The following is a 14,950-nucleotide window of genomic DNA, read 5'->3' as shown; positions in this document are numbered from 1 at the left end:
GCAAACAACGCAGATTTATAACGCAGGATGCTGATTATGCCAGTCGGTGACCTGCTGGAAGGCCCACGCGCCCTGAATCATGGTGGTTTCGGCGAAATGTGCTGCCACCAACTGGAAGCCAATCGGCGCGCCGCCTGCGGTTTTGCCGCACGGCAGGCTGATGGTGGGATGACCGCTGGCATCGAATGCACTGGTATAGCGCAGCACGCCGTTAAACAGTGCCTGATCGCTACCAAAACGGGTCATGGTGTCCCAGGTCAATCCGGCATACGCGGTAGCGGGTGCCAGAATCAGATCAACCTGAGTAAAGAGCGCTGAGATATCGCCGCGCAGCGCCGCACGGCTGAGTAGCAAACGTTGATACTCCAGCGCGGTGACGCTAAGACCGAGATCCAGCAGACCAGCGAGGCCCGGACCGTAGTGATCTTTCTGCGCCGGATAGGTCTCTTCATGCGCCAGCGCGGTTTCCACGGCGCAGAGTGCGCTCCACTCGGCGGCGGCTTTTTCGGTATCGGGCAAGGTGATATCTACCAGCGTCGCGCCGAGCGAACTCAAGGTGGCGATCGCGGATTGCAGCGCAGCACGCGTCTCCTCGTCGACTTTCTCCAGCGCCCAGCTTTTATCAACACCGATACGCATCTTGCTTATGCCGCGCGTCATCAGCGCCAGATAATCGGGCACCGGCTCGCTGCTGGAGGTGGAATCTTTATCATCGCGACCGGCAATCGCCTGCAACATGGCGGCGGCATCGGCGGCGTTACGTGCCATCGGGCCGATATGATCCAGTGATGCCGCCAGTTCACAGGCACCGTGACGCGTGACGCGGCCCCACGTCGGTTTAATGCCGGTCAGGCCGTTGGCGTTGGAGGGAAAACGAATCGATCCGCCGGTATCGGTGCCAATTGAGCCGAAGCATAACCCTGCGGCGGTGGCGACGCCGGATCCGCTGGAGGAGACGCCGGTCCACAGCGCATTGTTCCACGGATTATTGGGCCGGGTGATATCAGGATGGTGATCGGCGAAGGCGCTTTCGGTTTGCGTCAGTTTGCCGAGAATCACCGCCCCCGCCGCGCGGAAGCGCTCCACCACGGTGGAGTCTTCGGTTGGGTAACGATCTTTGTGGATGATCATGCCGTGGCTGGTGGGCGCGTCTTTGGTCCAGATCAGATCTTTCAGCGCGATCGGCACGCCGTGCAGCGGACCGCGCATTTTGCCCTGGGCTATTTCAGCATCGGCTTCGGCCGCCTGTTGCAGTGCACTATCGCGCATCACGTAGAAGTAGCTGTGTAAGTCGCGATCGAGCGTATCAATGCGCGTCAGCAGGGTTTGCGTGACTTCTACCGAAGAGATTTCGCCCGACTGAATCAAGCGGCCAATTTCCAGCAAGCTTTTGTAATGCAGATTATCCATCGTGACCTACCTCGTGAGTGAGAGATGTGTTGATGAATAACCTAAGTCACTGCGTGAAGTGCGGCTGTGTTTAGGCGGACAAATGGTATGTCAGAACTGCCAATGCATTTCCCTCACCCCAGCCCTCTCCCGCAGGCGGAAGAGGGAGCAGACGGTGCACAATCGGTTCCCTCTCCCGTTTATGGGAGAGGGTTAGGGTGAGGGCAAAAACCATTAAAGCCGCTGAACATTTCGCCGATAACTCTCAGGAATAGTACACAACGAGGATTATTTTCATGCTAAATGGGATTGGCAGCAGCGTACTGAGAAATTTAATCGCATCGAATGCGGTGGTGACGCCGGCGATGAACAACAAATCCTCGCAAAACGCTCTGACGGCGGAAGCGTCGACCAAAGTCATCTTTAGCGAGGCGAGTGACGCCATCGCCGCGATCTACAAAATCGAGCCCGCGCAGGTCAAGAGTTCCGTCGATGTCACCAGCAGCTTGCAAGCGCAGCTCAACGGTGCCGCGCACGCCAGCGGCGTCGGCATGAACGGTCTCGGCAGCACCTTATTGAGTAATCTGGCCAGCCATCGCGGCGACGTAACCTTAAGCGTGCCAGCGACGCAAGCGCTGAACGGCGCGCAGAGCAGCAGCCAAAGTGCGCTGGCGCTGACCATCACTACCCAATCTGGTGTGCAGGTGAGTTTGCAGATGACGCGTCAACAGGGCGGCATGGTGGTGGAGCTGAAAACCAGCGGCGGCCAGCTCAGCAACGTTGAAGCGGCGGCGATGGGTCAGCTATCCACCGGTTTGCAGAAGGCGCTGGATGGCCTGGATGGCAGCACCACCAAACTCGATATCAGCGATCTGATGAAGTTCGACACTTCAGTGTTGAAAAGCGTCGATTTGAAGACCGATCTGCGTAATGGCAATAACGTCACGCAGTCGCTGAACTTGCATGCCGACGATCAGGCACGCTGGCTCGGCTTCCACAACGGCGATGTCAGCATCAAACTCGATACCGATGTTTCGAAACTGACGCAGGCGGGCAGCGCGGCACAGCAGGCAGCGGCGCTGGATCAGTGGAGCAGCAAATTTGATCAGGCCGCTTCGCGCGGTCACGGCGATAGCGACATGTTGACGCTGTTTAAAGACAGCTTCCGCGCGCTCAATACCACCGAAGGCAGAGCGGCTGAAAGCATCAATACGCAGCGTGTGAAGTCGATTGATGCCAATGCGGCGAAGAACGGCGCAATCAGCGGACTGGCGGACTTCTCGGCGAGCTATCAGCAGACGCCGGTTTCCGGTAATCCGTATAAGCCGGAAGAGCAAGACACCTTCTCCCTGAACGTGGCGCAGAAAACCGCTACGCAAACGCATGGTGATACCCAGGATTTGACCCAGCAAACGCTGTTTAAACTCAAGGCCAGCTTCCACACCGCGCTGGATTCTGTCTCAGCGGCGAAGCTGACCGAACAGAAGTCGTCGCAAAACTATAAGTATCATTTGATCGATGATGAAGAGCGCAGCCAGACCTCGGTGACGCAGAATAAGAAAGGGGATTTGACCGCGAATTATGCGCAGCAGCTAACGCAAAATGAGACGGTGAAAACCTATCAGCTGGCGAAGTTGATCGATAGCGTGCAGATTCCGCATAGTGTGAAGAGCGAATCCACCCGCAGTTTCGCTGCCGCGCAGTTTGATGCGCAATTAAATAATTAATATTTCGCGCCGCTACATTATTTGCGGAATTAAACTTTTCTTAGCGTTATTTGATCTTAAGAATTACTCACTGCTTTTTAATACTCGCTAATTGCCTGCAGCGCCGCCGCTAGCCTATTGTTGTGCTTCAATAAATCCATAGCTTAATAATGGCAACGCATTGCCGGATATAGCATAACCGCGCTATTTACTTGCTTTAACCCCGCTGATTATCATCGCTTTCAATCCGTTATTCATTCCACGGCCTGCTGAGTTTTTCAGTGCAGGCTTACACTTCGCTGTGCAGTAAAGTGAAATCAGCTATGACGCAAAACAGTGACGAGATTATTAACCGCGCAGCGGTATTAAACAGCGATGAAGAAGCCATCGCCGCGGCACGCCATTTGGCCGGGCAGGCGAAAAGTGGCGCAATTGAGCGCGATCAGCAACGCATCTATCCCATCGCGCTGCTCAACCAGTTCACCGTGTTGGGACTTGGCAGCATCAGCGTGCCGCGCGAATTGGGTGGTGCGGGTTTGTCGTACCAGACCATGGCCGAAGTGTTTCGTCTGATCTCCGCCAGCGATCCCTCGCTGGGGCAAATCCCGCAAAACCACTTTGGTCTGATCCAGTTCATCCTTGGCGAAGGTTCTGCCGCGCAACAGCAGCGGCTGCTGAGCGCGGTGGTGCAGGGCAAACGTCTGGGTAACGGCGGACCGGAGAAAAACACCAAACATACGCGAGACGTACAGGCGCAGCTAGTGACAACGTCACACGGCGTGCAACTCACCGGCGAGAAGTTCTACTCTACCGGCGCGCTGTTCGCCGACATTCTGGTCACCACGGCGATGCACGATCAGCAGCCGAAAATGGCCTTTATTCCGCTGCCGACGCCGGGCGTGGAAATTGTGGATGACTGGTCCGGTATTGGCCAGCGCACTACCGCCAGCGGTACGGTGAAGTTGCATCAGGTTGTGGTTGATCCCGCGTTATTGATGTCGTTGCCTCCCGCTGAAAAGCCGACGCTGCGCGGCGCAGTTTCCCAGCTGATTCAGGCGGCGATTGATGCGGGCATTGCGCAAGGTGCGCTGGATGAGGCGCTGGAGTTTGTGCGCAGCAGCTCGCGACCCTGGGTGGATGCCAATGTCAGTCGCAATGCCGACGATCCCTACATCCTCGCCGATGTGGGCCGCATCAGCACCGAACTGAGCGCCGCCAACGCGCTGCTGGCTCGTGCTGCCCGCGTACTCGATAGCATCGATCAACAGGCGCTGACCGCCGAAAACTGCGCACGCGCATCGATTGCGGTAGCGGAAGCCAAAGTGCTGACCACCGAAGTGGCGCTGCGTGCCAGTGAGAAGCTGCTGGAATGGGGCGGTAGTCGCGGCACCTTGCTGCGTCACGGTCTTGATCGTCACTGGCGCAATGCGCGCACTCACACGCTGCACGATCCGGTGCGCTGGAAAACTCATGCCATCGGCAACTATTACCTCAATGATGCGCTGCCTGCGCGTCATGCGTGGATTTAAGGAGTAACCATGACGCAGGTATCGCCTAAACAGCGCGCGACGCGCATTGAGAATGCCCAGCAGGCGTTGCAGGTCGCGCAGGAGCTGGCGGAGCGTTTTCGTGCCGGTTCTGCCCAGCGCGACCGCGAACGTGAACTGCCGCACACCGAGTTGCAGCAGCTTTTTCAATCCGGACTCGGCGCCATCACCGTGCCGCGTGACTTTGGCGGCATTGAGATTTCTACCGCCGAACTGGCCGCGATTTTCGTGCTTTTGAGCGCCGCCGACGGTTCGATTGGTCAGGTGCCGCAGAACCATTTTTATGCGCTGGAAGTGTTGCGCATCAACGGCAGCGAGGCGCAGAAACAGCGGCTCTATGCCGAAGTGCTGGCAGGCGTGCATCACGGCAACGCGCTGGCGGAATTCAGTTCGCCCGCCGCGCATCAGCGTTCTACGGCCGTTTCGCAGCAGGCGGAAGGATTACGCCTCAACGGCAATAAGTTTTACTGCACCGGCGCGCTGTATGCCGATCGCATTCCGACGCTGGCGATTGCCGATGATGGCAAAGAGCAGCTGGTGTTTGTGCCGCGCCATCAGCACGGCGTCAACGTGATTGATGACTGGAGCGGCTTTGGCCAGCGCACCACCGGCAGCGGCAGCGTGCAGTTCCGCGACGTAGCGATTGCGCCGGAAGATGTGGTGCCGTTCCAGACGGCGTTTGAGCGTCCGAGCACCGTTGGGCCCTTTGCGCAGATTATGCATGCGGCTATCGATCAGGGCATCGCGCGGGCGGCGTTTGACGACATGCTCGATTTCCTGCGTCAGCGCGCGCGGCCGTGGCCGGACAGCGGCGTCGACCGTGCGAGCGACGATCCGCTGACGCTTGATCGTACCGGTCGTCTGGCCGCACGTTTGAGCGCCGGCGATGCGTTGCTGGCGATTGCGGGTGATGCGGTTGACGTGGCGCAGCGCGATCCCAGCGCCGAAAACGTGGCGCTGGCGTCGGTAGAAGTCGCCAAAGCCCGCGCCTGGACCACGGACGTGTCGCTGGAGGCCAGCAACCTGCTGTTTGAACTTGGCGGATCGCGATCCAGCCTGCGCGAGCACAACTTTGACCGCCACTGGCGCAATGCGCGTACCCACACCTTGCACGATCCGGTGCGCTGGAAATATCCGGCCATCGGCAACTACCTGCTGAATGGCGTGTTGCCGCCGCGTCGGGGGACAATATGAGTCAAAAACAGATTCTGCTTAACGCCTTCAATATGAACTGCGTTGGGCACATTCATCACGGTATGTGGACGCATCCACAGGATCGTTCGGTGGATTTCAACTCGCTGGATCACTGGCTGGATCTGGCGCGTTTGCTGGAGCGCGGGCTGTTTGATGGGCTGTTTATCGCCGATATTCTCGGCGTGTATGACGTTTATCAGCAAGGCATTGGCCTGACCGCCAAAGAGTCGATTCAGCTACCGGTGAACGATCCGCTGATGCTGATTTCCGGCATGGCCAGCGTTACGCAGCATCTGGGTTTTGGCGTCACCGCCAACCTGAGTTATGAAGCGCCGTATCCGTTCGCGCGCCGCCTTTCCACGCTCGATCACCTGACCAAAGGGCGCATCGGCTGGAACATCGTCACCGGTTATCTCGATAGCGCCGCGCGTGCCATGGGCCAGCAACAGCTGCTGGCGCACGATCGCCGCTACGATCAGGCCGATGAGTTTCTCGATGTCACCTACAAGCTGTGGGAAGGCAGCTGGCAGGATGATGCGCTGGTGCAGGATAAAGCCAATCGCCAATACGCCGATGCCAATAAAATCCGCCAAATCAATCATCAGGGCGAGTTCTATCAGGTGCAGGGTTATCACCTGAGCAGCCCGTCGCCGCAGCGCACGCCGCTGCTGTTCCAGGCCGGTTCCTCGGCGCGCGGCGTACAGTTCGCCGGACGTCACGCCGAGTGCAGCTTTGTAAATGCCGCGTCACCGGCAGCGATGCGCGAGCAATCGACGCGCTTGCGCCAGGCGGCGGTGCAGGCCGGACGCCATCCTGACGATCTGCGCATCTTTATGGGCGTCAGCGTGATTGTCGCGCCCACCGAACGTGAAGCGCAGGAGAAGCATCAAAGCTACCTCGCCTACGCCAGCCCAGAAGCCGGCATCGCGCACTTCTCCAGCTCGATTGGCCTGGATTTGGCGGCGTTCGAACTCGATGAGCCGATTCAGACCGGCGACACGCGCGCCATAGAATCGGTGAGCAAAGCCTTCAGCGGCTGGACGCGGCGTCGTTTGCTGGAGCAGCACGCGATGGGCAGCCGCTATCCGTTGATCGTTGGCAATCCGAGCCAGGTCGCGGATGCGCTGATTAAGTGGATCGATGAAGGCGATATCGATGGCTTTAACCTGACGCGCATCCTTAATCCGCAGAGCTACCGCGATTTTATCGATCTGGTGGTGCCGGAATTACAGCAGCGCGGCCGCTTCAAGACCGCGTATCAGCACGGTTCATTGCGGCAGAAAATTTTTCAACAGCAGGACCGCTTGCCCGATCGCCATCCGGCGGCGCGCTGGCGCGACGGCGTTAACCTTCGTTAATTTAACCTCAGGGATCTGATATGAACATTGCACGTCATTTTGCGCTGGCTGCCAGCGTCGCACTGCTGGCGTTTAGCGCCGTCGCCGCCGAAAACTACAGCGGACCGCTGAAAGTCGGTACTACTGCGGCCTTTGCGCCGCCGCTGGAAACCGCGGTGGCTGAGGCGAAAAAACAGGGTTTGAACGTTGAGCTGGTGGAGTTCACCGACTGGACCGCGCCGAACGTCAGCGTGGAAAACGGCGATATCGATGTGAACCTGTTCCAGCACAAACCGTTCCTGGAGAATGCCAACCAGCAGGGCGGATTCCATCTGGTGCCGTTCGCGCCAGCGATCATTAACAACATCGGCCTCTATTCGAAAAAACATACCGCGATTGACCAGATTCCCGATGGCGGCACGGTGGCGATTGCCAACGATCCGATTAACGGCGCGCGCGGCCTGCTGCTGCTGCAAAAAGCCAGGCTGATTAGCTTAAAACCGGGCGCGGGCCTCAAATCTACCGTGAATGACATTGTCAGTAATCCAAAGCATCTGAAGATTATCGAAGTGGAAGCGGTGCAGCTGTCGCGTTCGCTGGATGAAGTCGATTTAGCGCAGGGTTATCCGCACTATCTGCGCCTGTCGAAGACCATCGATCCGAACAACGCGCTGCTGTTCGATGGCCTGGAACATCCGGAATACGTAATTCAGTTCGTGATCCGCGACGGTCATCAGAACGATCCGCGCCTGGCGAAGTTCGTTGATATCTACCAGCATTCGCCGGTGGTACGCGCCAAACTCGATGACTTTTACGGCAAGCTGTATCAGCCGGGCTGGAGCCAGTAAGCATGGTGAGCCTGACGCTACCCGGCGAGCGCGATGCGTTGCTGTCACCGACGGCCGAGACGGCAGGGAAAATCCACGTGCAGATTCGTGGCTTGAGTAAACGCTATCCCGGCCAAGCCCAGGATGCGCTGAAAGAGGTCGATCTGCAGGTTAAGCGCGGCGAGATATTCGGCATCATTGGCCGCAGCGGGGCCGGTAAATCGACGCTGATCCGCTGCCTTAATCGGCTGGAAAAGCCTACTCGCGGTCTGGTGGTGATTGACGGGATTGACCTCGGTACGCTGAGCGATCGTCAGCTGGTGGATTGGCGACGCGGTACCGGCATGATTTTCCAGCACTTCAATTTGCTGTCGGCGAAAACGGTGCGCGAAAACATCGAGCTGCCGATGAAAGTGGCGGGCGTGCCTGCGGCGGAGCGGCGGCGCAAAGTGGATGAACTGCTGGCGCTGGTGGGCCTTGAGCAGCGCCAGCACGCGTGGCCAGCGCAATTGTCCGGCGGGCAGAAGCAGCGCGTTGGCATTGCGCGCGCGCTGGTGCACGATCCGGAATTGCTGCTGTGTGATGAAGCCACCTCGGCACTCGATCCAGAAACCACGCGCTCGATTCTGGCGCTGCTGAAGAAGATCAATCAACAGCGTCACATCACCATTGTGCTGATTACCCATGAAATGGACGTGGTGCACGATCTCTGCCATCAGGTGGCGGTAATCGATCAGGGCGAAATCATCGAGCGCGGGCCGGTGTGGCAGGTGTACAGCGATCCGCAGCAAGAGACTACGCGGCAGCTGCTCAATCCGCAGTTCAGCGCGCTGCCGGAAGCGATTCAACCGCTGCTGACGCCGACGCGCGAGCGTGGCGATTCACGTCTGCTGGTGCGGTTGCGCTACACCGGACAGGGCGCACAGCCGGATTTGGCGGCGCTAAGCGCACGAGTTGGCGGGGAACTGACGTTAATGTATAGCGCGGTGGAGTGGGTGGACAGCAAACCGACCGGGCAAATGTTGCTGCTGCTTGATGCGCAGCATGACGCTGACACCGCGCGGACGCTTTTAACTCCGATTGCGGATCAACTGGAGATACCGGGCTATGTCACTGGCTATTGATCGTTTATGGATTGGGCTGCTGGACACGCTGCTGATGGTGGGCGTGTCGTCGCTGCTGGCGCTGGCGCTGGGTTTGCCGATGGCGGTGATTCTGGTGGTAACCGGACGCGGCGATCTGTTTCCCAGCCCGCTGCTGAATCGCGTGCTGGGCTGGGTGGTGAACCTGTTCCGCTCGATCCCGTTTTTGATTCTGATGGTGGCGCTGATTCCCTTTACCCGCTGGATCGTCGGCACCACCTACGGCGTGTGGGCGGCGGTGGTGCCGCTGACGCTGGCGGCGACGCCGTTCTTTGCGCGTATCGCCGAAGTGAGCCTGCGCGAAGTGGATAAAGGGCTGACCGAAGCGGCGCAGGCGATGGGTTTTCATCGCTGGCATATTATCTGGCATGTCTTATTGCCCGAAGCGCGGCCCGGCATTGTGAGCGGCTTTACCATTACGCTGGTGACGATGATTAACGCCTCGGCGATGGCCGGCGCGATTGGTGCGGGCGGCTTGGGCGATTTGGCGTATCGTTATGGTTATCAGCGTTTTGATATGCAGGTGATGCTGACGGTGATTGTGGTGCTGGTGGCATTGGTGACGGTGCTGCAGTTCTTTGGCGACAGGTTGTCGCGCCGGTTGAACCATCGTTGATATTAGGAAAAGCGCAATAAATTGCGCCGCTATGCCAGGTGTGCAGAGGGATAGCGGCGCGATTCATCGCGCGCTTTTGGCCTTATGTTTCTATCTGATCTGCAATCCCTCTAACGCCGCCAGCAACGCATCCACTTTGGGTAGCAGCTGCTTGCGGCGCGGCCAAATCAGGGTTAAGGCCAAACCATCCGGCTGCTGCTCGGGCAGAATGATCTCCAGCTCGCCGCGCGCCAGCGGTTCACGCACCAGCCACGATGGCATCTGTGCCACGCCTAATCCGGCACACAGCGCCTGCATCTGCGCATCCACATCACCCAGCGCCATGCGGTGCGGCAGGTTACGCCAGTGCGGATAGCCATCTTCCGTGGTGAACAGCCACGGCTTGGTGCTGCCATCGACGCGTTCATACATGATCGCCTGATGCTGCAACAATTCGGCTTCGCTGGTGGGCCGACCCACGCGCGCCAGATAATCGGGTGATGCGCAAAACACCATGCGTTCGCGGCCCATCTGGCGACAGCCCAGCGAGGCGGGCAGATCCGGCGATCCACCAATGCGCACCGCAACATCAATCCCTTCATCAAACAGATCGATAAAGCGATCGGAAAAAGTCAGATTGAGCTCTACATCCGGATGCTGGTGGCAAAACGGAATCAGCAGCGGCATCACGCCGAGGCGTCCATAGGTGTTCGGCACCGCTAAACGCAAGCGGCCGGAAGGAATGGTGCGCTGCGCCGCCAGCACCGCTTCGGCTTCTGCCAGCTCCTCCATAATGCGTAAACAGGTTTGGTAATAGGCGTTTCCGGCGTCGGTGAGTTTCAGGCTGCGGGTGGTGCGCTCCAGCAGGCGCGAACCCAGGCGGGTTTCCAGCCGCGTCACGCTTTTGCTCACCGCCGAACCCGTGAGATGCAGGCGCTCAGCGGCAGCGGCAAAGCTGCCGCCCTCGACGCTGGCAACAAAAGGAACGATATCTTTCAGGCGCTGATCGTGCATGGATTCGTGAACTCAGGTTGTGAATGCCGTGAATTAATGCCAATGATAGGAATTAAATTCTCTATTAAACTTATCATTACTGAAACCAAGGAGAATTGAAATGCAAAAGCAGGCATTGATTGTAGGCATTAGCGGTGTGATTGGACGTGCGCTGGCGGAAAAATTGCAGCGCGAAGGTTGGCAGGTCAGCGGTTTATCGCGCGGACGTGGCGCAGTGCCTGAAGGTTGCCGCAGCCTGACCGCCGATCTAACGGATGGTGATGCGGTGCGTGCTGCGCTAGCAGAAGAGCAGCCGGATGCGCTGTTCTTTAGCGTCTGGTCGCGCCAGGAAAATGAGAAAGAGAACATCCGCGTCAATGGCGGCATGGTGCGTAACGTCATTGACGCGCTGGGCGAGCGTCTGAAGGGATCGCATGTGGCGCTGGTGACCGGCCTGAAGCATTACCTCGGCCCGTTCGAAGCCTACGGTAAAGGCGCAGTGCCGGTGACGCCATTCCGCGAAGAGCAGGGCCGCCAGCCGGTCGATAACTTCTATTACGCGCAGGAAGACGAGGTGTTTGCCGGTGCGGAGAAATATGGCTATCGCTGGAGCGTACATCGTCCACACTCGATTGTGGGCTTTGCGCTGGGTAACGCGATGAATATGGGACAGACGCTGGCGGTGTATGCCACGCTGTGCCGCGAGCAAGGTTTGCCGTTTATCTTCCCGGGTTCGCCAGAGCAGTGGAACGGTGTGTCCGACGTAACCGATGCGGGTTTGCTGGCGGAACAGCTGCTGTGGGCCGCAACTGCGGCAGAAGGGGCCAATCAGGATTTCAACGCGGTGAACGGCGATGTGTTCCGCTGGAACTGGTTGTGGCCACGTCTGGCGGCTTACTTTGGCGTGGAAGCGGCGGAGTATCCGGCGCAGATGATGCCACTGGAAGGACGCATGCAGGATGCGGCTGAAACGTGGCGCGAGGTGGCGGCACGTTATCAATTGCGTGAAGCGGACATCACTAAACTGGCATCCTGGTGGCATACCGACGCGGATTTGGGACGCCCAATGGAAGCGTTCACCGATATGAGCAAGAGCCGCAAAGCGGGCTTTACCGGTTATCGTTCAACGCTGGATTCATTTACGCAGTTATTTGATCGACTGAAAGCGGAGAAAGTGATTCCGCAGTAAATTTTGATTAAAAAGGGCGGCTCATAGGGGCCGCTTTTGCATAATTAAAATATCGCGACTCACTATCCGCTTTATTGTCAGGCAACCGGATCGGCAATTTAATTTATTGAAAATAATGCCCCAGTATAAGCTAGGTTTTTAAGCTTATACTGAGGCAAAATGGAAACTTACTTTTTCTTATAAACGATGGCGGTACCATGTATTTTGTTATTGGTATTCGCGGAGGTTACGACAAAGATATCGCCGCCTTTTTCTTCAGCCAATTTAGACAGTTCCTCTCTGGCGCTGGCGGGATCCGTTTCACCTGAGGTGGAAATGTTCCCTACCTCTACATATTGATCTTTTACCTTTTCAAACTCAACTTTGCTCATCAGGTCTGCGGCGAGTGAGCTGAAAGATACCGAGCTTGCTAATAATACGAAAATTAACTTTTTCATACGTATCCTTGGATGAGGTAATTGATGGGAATGTAATTATTGCTATTATTCTATAGTTTAGAAATAGCGTATTTACAATGTGAGTGAGCTGATTTTTAATCTTTTGCGCGGAAATATCACACCAAAGAATTAACTTAACCATTGCACTCTTTCACTCGACTCACTTCAATGTCACCCAACGTTTCCCCACCAGCACCGTCATCGCCACAATCGTCGCTATCGCCGCCAGATGCATGACAAAATCCAGCGGATGCAGATGCACCGGATGGCAAAATGCCAGCAGCGTGACCGCCATGCAGGAGACGCCCAAACCGGCCATCGCCAGGCTGCGCACCGGATGCAATGCGCGGGTGCGGCGTAGGCTGGCGATCATCAGCACCATCATCGGCGTGCTGACCACCAGCAGAAAGGTAAAGCAGCGCGCGCTGTCATTGTCATGTTCGATTGGCACTTCACCGGGAATCTGGCTGATGCTCATGCCGAGCCACAGCAGGCCAATTGGCAGCAGCGCTTTCCAGCTGATACTGCGGCGTCCGGCGATGCTCATGTTGAAAGCGCTACGAATTGCCAGCGTGCCGAGTACAAAGGCCAGCACCAGCTGCAAGATCGCCTGCAGCGCGCCCGGCTGCGCCCAGTCGGTGACACTGCGCTGCACCAGGAAGCTGGCGGCAATGCCGCAGGGCAATGCCAGCAACAGCCATGTGATAACGCGCCAGCTAGTGGAGCGCAGCGGTTTAACCGGTCGCATCTCGCGCCCGAGTTTTTCAATTAACAGGTCATGATCGGTCATGATTGGCTCCAAAGCGGCGCAGATTGGTCAGCGCGCGGTGCAGCAGCGATTTCACTGCGGCCACACTCAGATTGTTATGCGCGGCCGCTTCCGTCAGGCTCATTTCGCGCAGATGCACATGTTCGACAATTTCGCGCTGACGCGAAGGGAGCTGGCGCAGATATCCGGCCAGCTCTTCCTGCGAGTCCTGCTGCGGTGCGTCTGGCGCACTGGCGGCTTCCGGCACGATATCGTTGTTAACTTCCCACTGCTGATGGCGGCCACGTCGCCGCAGCGCATCAATCGCGCGCGCCGAGATAATCGCCATCAGCCAGGGTAAAAAAGGGTAGGCAGGATCATAGGTGTGACGCACCCGATGCACCGTTAGCAGCACATCCTGAATCACATCTTCTACCAGTGCATCATCGGCGATCTGTTTGCGTGTTTGCGAACGAATCACCGGCACCAGCGCTTTCAGCAGTCGGGTATAGGCGAGCTGATCGCCCGCCTGCGCCTGTTCCATTAGCGCGGGCCAACCTTCGCGCGCGCTATCGCTTGTTTGCATAATCCGCCTTGTTGTTCTTACGCCTTCTTGCTCGCCTGATTCAGTGCGTTCACCACAATACTCGGTGTCAGCACCTGCGGCAGCACTTTGGGCGGTCCGCCGTCGGCAGGATAGACCAGATACATCGGTAATCCGCCCTGACCAAACTCACTCATGGTGTCATCCACGTCCGGGTTAAATTTAGTGGAATCTGCCACCATGTACAGCGTGCCGGTTTTAGCGATGGCCTCTTTAACCGCCTGGGTTGAGAGCGAGGTTTTTTCATTCACCTGACAGGTGATGCACCAGGATGCGGTGAAATCGACAAAGATCGCTTTCCCGTGACCGCGCTGCGCTTCAACCGCCTGCGGCGTCCATTTGGCTTTGGTCACTTCCGCCGTCAACTGATCGCCCGCCAGGCCTGCACCGGGTTTGATCAGCGTTGGCAGCGGGGCGATCACCGCGATAATCAGCAGCGCCGTAACGGCAAACAGCACCTTGTGACTTTTACCGGCAAAGTGGCGATGTTGCGCCATGCCGTACAACCAGCCGGCGAAGGCGACCACCACGGAAGCGGCCAGCAAGGTGGCCAGCGCCGCGCTTCCCGCTTGCTGCGCCAGCACCCACACCAGCCAGGCATACGCGCCAAACATCGGGAACGCCAGACCGCGTTTCAATACATCCATCCATGCGCCGGGACGCGGCAGGAATTTCGCCAGCGCCGGGAACAGTGAAACTAGCGTGAACGGTGCGGCGAAGCCGATGGCCAGCGCAAAGAAGATCACTAAGGCGACGGCAGGCGGCTGTACCAACGCATAACCAATGGCGCTCGCCATAAAGGGTGCGGCGCACGGCGTGGCGACGACGATTGCCAACGCACCGGTTAACGCCGAACGCGCAAAGGCACCGCGACCAACATCAACCGAGCCGACGCGCTGCACGGATAAGCCTACTTCAAACACGCCGAGCAAGTTGAGCGCGGCGGCGAGGATCACCAGCGACAGCAAGGCGATCACCAGCGGCGATTGCAGCTGGAAACCCCAGCCGACCGCCGCACCACCGGCGCGTGCCGCCAGCAGGATGCCGGCCAGCGCCATCATGGTCACCACAACGCCGAGTAAAAAGCCCAAGCCTTCGCGACGCGCGCTGGCGGCGTTATCGGTATGGCGCAACAGGCCGAGCGCTTTCAGCGAGATCACCGGAAACACGCAGGGCATTAAGTTCAGAATGATGCCGCCGATGAAGGCGGCCAGCATGGCGGTTAACATCGCTGGCCTCTTT

The 14,950-nt window shown here is 58.0% G+C and carries 14 protein-coding genes; 8 read left to right on the top strand and 6 right to left on the bottom strand.

Translation table 11 applies throughout. The annotated features are described in order from the left end of the window. Nucleotides 1-15 precede the first annotated feature (15 nt). Nucleotides 16-1,410: an amidase gene (locus MWH02_RS09945; protein WP_271460503.1), complete on the bottom strand. Its 1,395-nt coding sequence runs from the start codon at nucleotides 1,408-1,410 to the stop codon at nucleotides 16-18. A 275-nt stretch (nucleotides 1,411-1,685) separates the two neighbouring features. Between MWH02_RS09945 and MWH02_RS09940 the strand changes: the two genes are divergently transcribed. The 7 genes from MWH02_RS09940 (at nucleotide 1,686) to MWH02_RS09910 (ending at nucleotide 9,758) form a co-directional block, all read left to right on the top strand. Continuing rightward, on the top strand, nucleotides 1,686-3,116 hold the full coding sequence (locus tag MWH02_RS09940) for a hypothetical protein (protein ID WP_271460502.1): 1,431 nt from the start codon (nucleotides 1,686-1,688) through the stop codon (nucleotides 3,114-3,116). Nucleotides 3,117-3,418: 302 nt separating this feature from the next. Beyond that, nucleotides 3,419-4,624, top strand: a complete 1,206-nt coding sequence (locus MWH02_RS09935) for an SfnB family sulfur acquisition oxidoreductase (RefSeq protein ID WP_271460501.1) — start codon at nucleotides 3,419-3,421, stop codon at nucleotides 4,622-4,624. Between the two features lie 9 nt (nucleotides 4,625-4,633). Next, complete coding sequence (locus tag MWH02_RS09930; RefSeq protein ID WP_110866770.1) at nucleotides 4,634-5,836, top strand: SfnB family sulfur acquisition oxidoreductase; 1,203 nt, start codon at nucleotides 4,634-4,636, stop codon at nucleotides 5,834-5,836. Further along, the gene (locus MWH02_RS09925) at nucleotides 5,833-7,194 is read left to right on the top strand and encodes an LLM class flavin-dependent oxidoreductase (protein ID WP_271460500.1); all 1,362 of its coding nucleotides are present in this window, start codon (nucleotides 5,833-5,835) and stop codon (nucleotides 7,192-7,194) included. Before MWH02_RS09930 ends, MWH02_RS09925 begins: the two co-directional genes overlap by 4 nt. A gap of 20 nt (nucleotides 7,195-7,214) precedes the next feature. Beyond that, nucleotides 7,215-8,021, top strand: a complete 807-nt coding sequence (locus MWH02_RS09920) for a MetQ/NlpA family ABC transporter substrate-binding protein (protein ID WP_271460499.1) — start codon at nucleotides 7,215-7,217, stop codon at nucleotides 8,019-8,021. A gap of 2 nt (nucleotides 8,022-8,023) precedes the next feature. Then, complete coding sequence (locus MWH02_RS09915; RefSeq protein ID WP_271460498.1) at nucleotides 8,024-9,124, top strand: methionine ABC transporter ATP-binding protein; 1,101 nt, start codon at nucleotides 8,024-8,026, stop codon at nucleotides 9,122-9,124. Then, nucleotides 9,108-9,758, top strand: a complete 651-nt coding sequence (locus tag MWH02_RS09910; RefSeq protein ID WP_061719142.1) for a methionine ABC transporter permease — start codon at nucleotides 9,108-9,110, stop codon at nucleotides 9,756-9,758. The genes MWH02_RS09915 and MWH02_RS09910 overlap by 17 nt, the downstream gene beginning before the upstream one ends. Nucleotides 9,759-9,848: 90 nt before the next feature. On the opposite strand, the gene MWH02_RS09905 is transcribed toward MWH02_RS09910, so the two are convergent. Continuing rightward, nucleotides 9,849-10,751 carry a LysR family transcriptional regulator gene (locus tag MWH02_RS09905; protein ID WP_101761700.1) on the bottom strand — a complete coding sequence of 301 codons (903 nt, stop codon included), beginning with the start codon at nucleotides 10,749-10,751 and terminating at the stop codon, nucleotides 9,849-9,851. 100 nt (nucleotides 10,752-10,851) lie between these two features. Here MWH02_RS09905 and MWH02_RS09900 point away from each other — a divergent pair, with 100 nt between their 5' ends. Continuing rightward, complete coding sequence (locus MWH02_RS09900; protein ID WP_217548414.1) at nucleotides 10,852-11,919, top strand: SDR family oxidoreductase; 1,068 nt, start codon at nucleotides 10,852-10,854, stop codon at nucleotides 11,917-11,919. 167 nt (nucleotides 11,920-12,086) lie between these two features. Here the strand turns inward: MWH02_RS09900 and yahO are convergent, their stop codons facing one another. The 4 genes from yahO to MWH02_RS09880 all read right to left on the bottom strand — a co-directional run bounded on the left by yahO (nucleotide 12,087) and on the right by MWH02_RS09880 (nucleotide 14,937). Further along, nucleotides 12,087-12,356 carry a DUF1471 family periplasmic protein YahO gene (gene yahO / locus MWH02_RS09895; protein ID WP_101761698.1) on the bottom strand — a complete coding sequence of 90 codons (270 nt, stop codon included), beginning with the start codon at nucleotides 12,354-12,356 and terminating at the stop codon, nucleotides 12,087-12,089. A 160-nt stretch (nucleotides 12,357-12,516) separates the two neighbouring features. Further along, nucleotides 12,517-13,146: an NrsF family protein gene (locus MWH02_RS09890; protein WP_210080419.1), complete on the bottom strand. Its 630-nt coding sequence runs from the start codon at nucleotides 13,144-13,146 to the stop codon at nucleotides 12,517-12,519. Then, on the bottom strand, nucleotides 13,133-13,690 hold the full coding sequence (locus MWH02_RS09885) for a sigma-70 family RNA polymerase sigma factor (RefSeq protein ID WP_210080418.1): 558 nt from the start codon (nucleotides 13,688-13,690) through the stop codon (nucleotides 13,133-13,135). The genes MWH02_RS09890 and MWH02_RS09885 overlap by 14 nt, the downstream gene beginning before the upstream one ends. Before the next feature lie 17 nt (nucleotides 13,691-13,707). Continuing rightward, entirely contained in the window at nucleotides 13,708-14,937 is a 1,230-nt protein-coding gene (locus MWH02_RS09880; protein WP_110866777.1) for a protein-disulfide reductase DsbD family protein, read from the bottom strand. Between the last annotated feature and the right edge of the window lie 13 nt (nucleotides 14,938-14,950).

The sequence above is a fragment of the Pantoea leporis genome (assembly GCF_028048155.1).
In the GTDB taxonomy this organism is placed as follows: Bacteria; Pseudomonadota; Gammaproteobacteria; order Enterobacterales; family Enterobacteriaceae; genus Pantoea; species Pantoea leporis.
The sequence above is the reverse complement of the archived record's forward strand: the minus strand, read 5'-3'. Positions and strand labels throughout refer to the sequence as shown.

Excerpts from the sequence above, each read along its gene's own strand:
- MWH02_RS09885 (WP_210080418.1), bottom strand. The coding sequence starts at position 13,690 with ATGCAAACAAGCGATAGCGCGCGCGAAGGTTGGCCCGCGCTAATGGAA.
- MWH02_RS09935 (WP_271460501.1), top strand. The coding sequence starts at position 3,419 with ATGACGCAAAACAGTGACGAGATTATTAACCGCGCAGCGGTATTAAAC.
- MWH02_RS09900 (WP_217548414.1), top strand. The coding sequence starts at position 10,852 with ATGCAAAAGCAGGCATTGATTGTAGGCATTAGCGGTGTGATTGGACGT.
- MWH02_RS09925 (WP_271460500.1), top strand. The coding sequence starts at position 5,833 with ATGAGTCAAAAACAGATTCTGCTTAACGCCTTCAATATGAACTGCGTT.
- MWH02_RS09890 (WP_210080419.1), bottom strand. The coding sequence starts at position 13,146 with ATGACCGATCATGACCTGTTAATTGAAAAACTCGGGCGCGAGATGCGA.
- MWH02_RS09920 (WP_271460499.1), top strand. The coding sequence starts at position 7,215 with ATGAACATTGCACGTCATTTTGCGCTGGCTGCCAGCGTCGCACTGCTG.
- MWH02_RS09880 (WP_110866777.1), bottom strand. The coding sequence starts at position 14,937 with ATGTTAACCGCCATGCTGGCCGCCTTCATCGGCGGCATCATTCTGAAC.
- MWH02_RS09915 (WP_271460498.1), top strand. The coding sequence starts at position 8,024 with ATGGTGAGCCTGACGCTACCCGGCGAGCGCGATGCGTTGCTGTCACCG.
- MWH02_RS09910 (WP_061719142.1), top strand. The coding sequence starts at position 9,108 with ATGTCACTGGCTATTGATCGTTTATGGATTGGGCTGCTGGACACGCTG.
- MWH02_RS09930 (WP_110866770.1), top strand. The coding sequence starts at position 4,634 with ATGACGCAGGTATCGCCTAAACAGCGCGCGACGCGCATTGAGAATGCC.
- MWH02_RS09905 (WP_101761700.1), bottom strand. The coding sequence starts at position 10,751 with ATGCACGATCAGCGCCTGAAAGATATCGTTCCTTTTGTTGCCAGCGTC.
- MWH02_RS09940 (WP_271460502.1), top strand. The coding sequence starts at position 1,686 with ATGCTAAATGGGATTGGCAGCAGCGTACTGAGAAATTTAATCGCATCG.
- MWH02_RS09945 (WP_271460503.1), bottom strand. The coding sequence starts at position 1,410 with ATGGATAATCTGCATTACAAAAGCTTGCTGGAAATTGGCCGCTTGATT.
- yahO (WP_101761698.1), bottom strand. The coding sequence starts at position 12,356 with ATGAAAAAGTTAATTTTCGTATTATTAGCAAGCTCGGTATCTTTCAGC.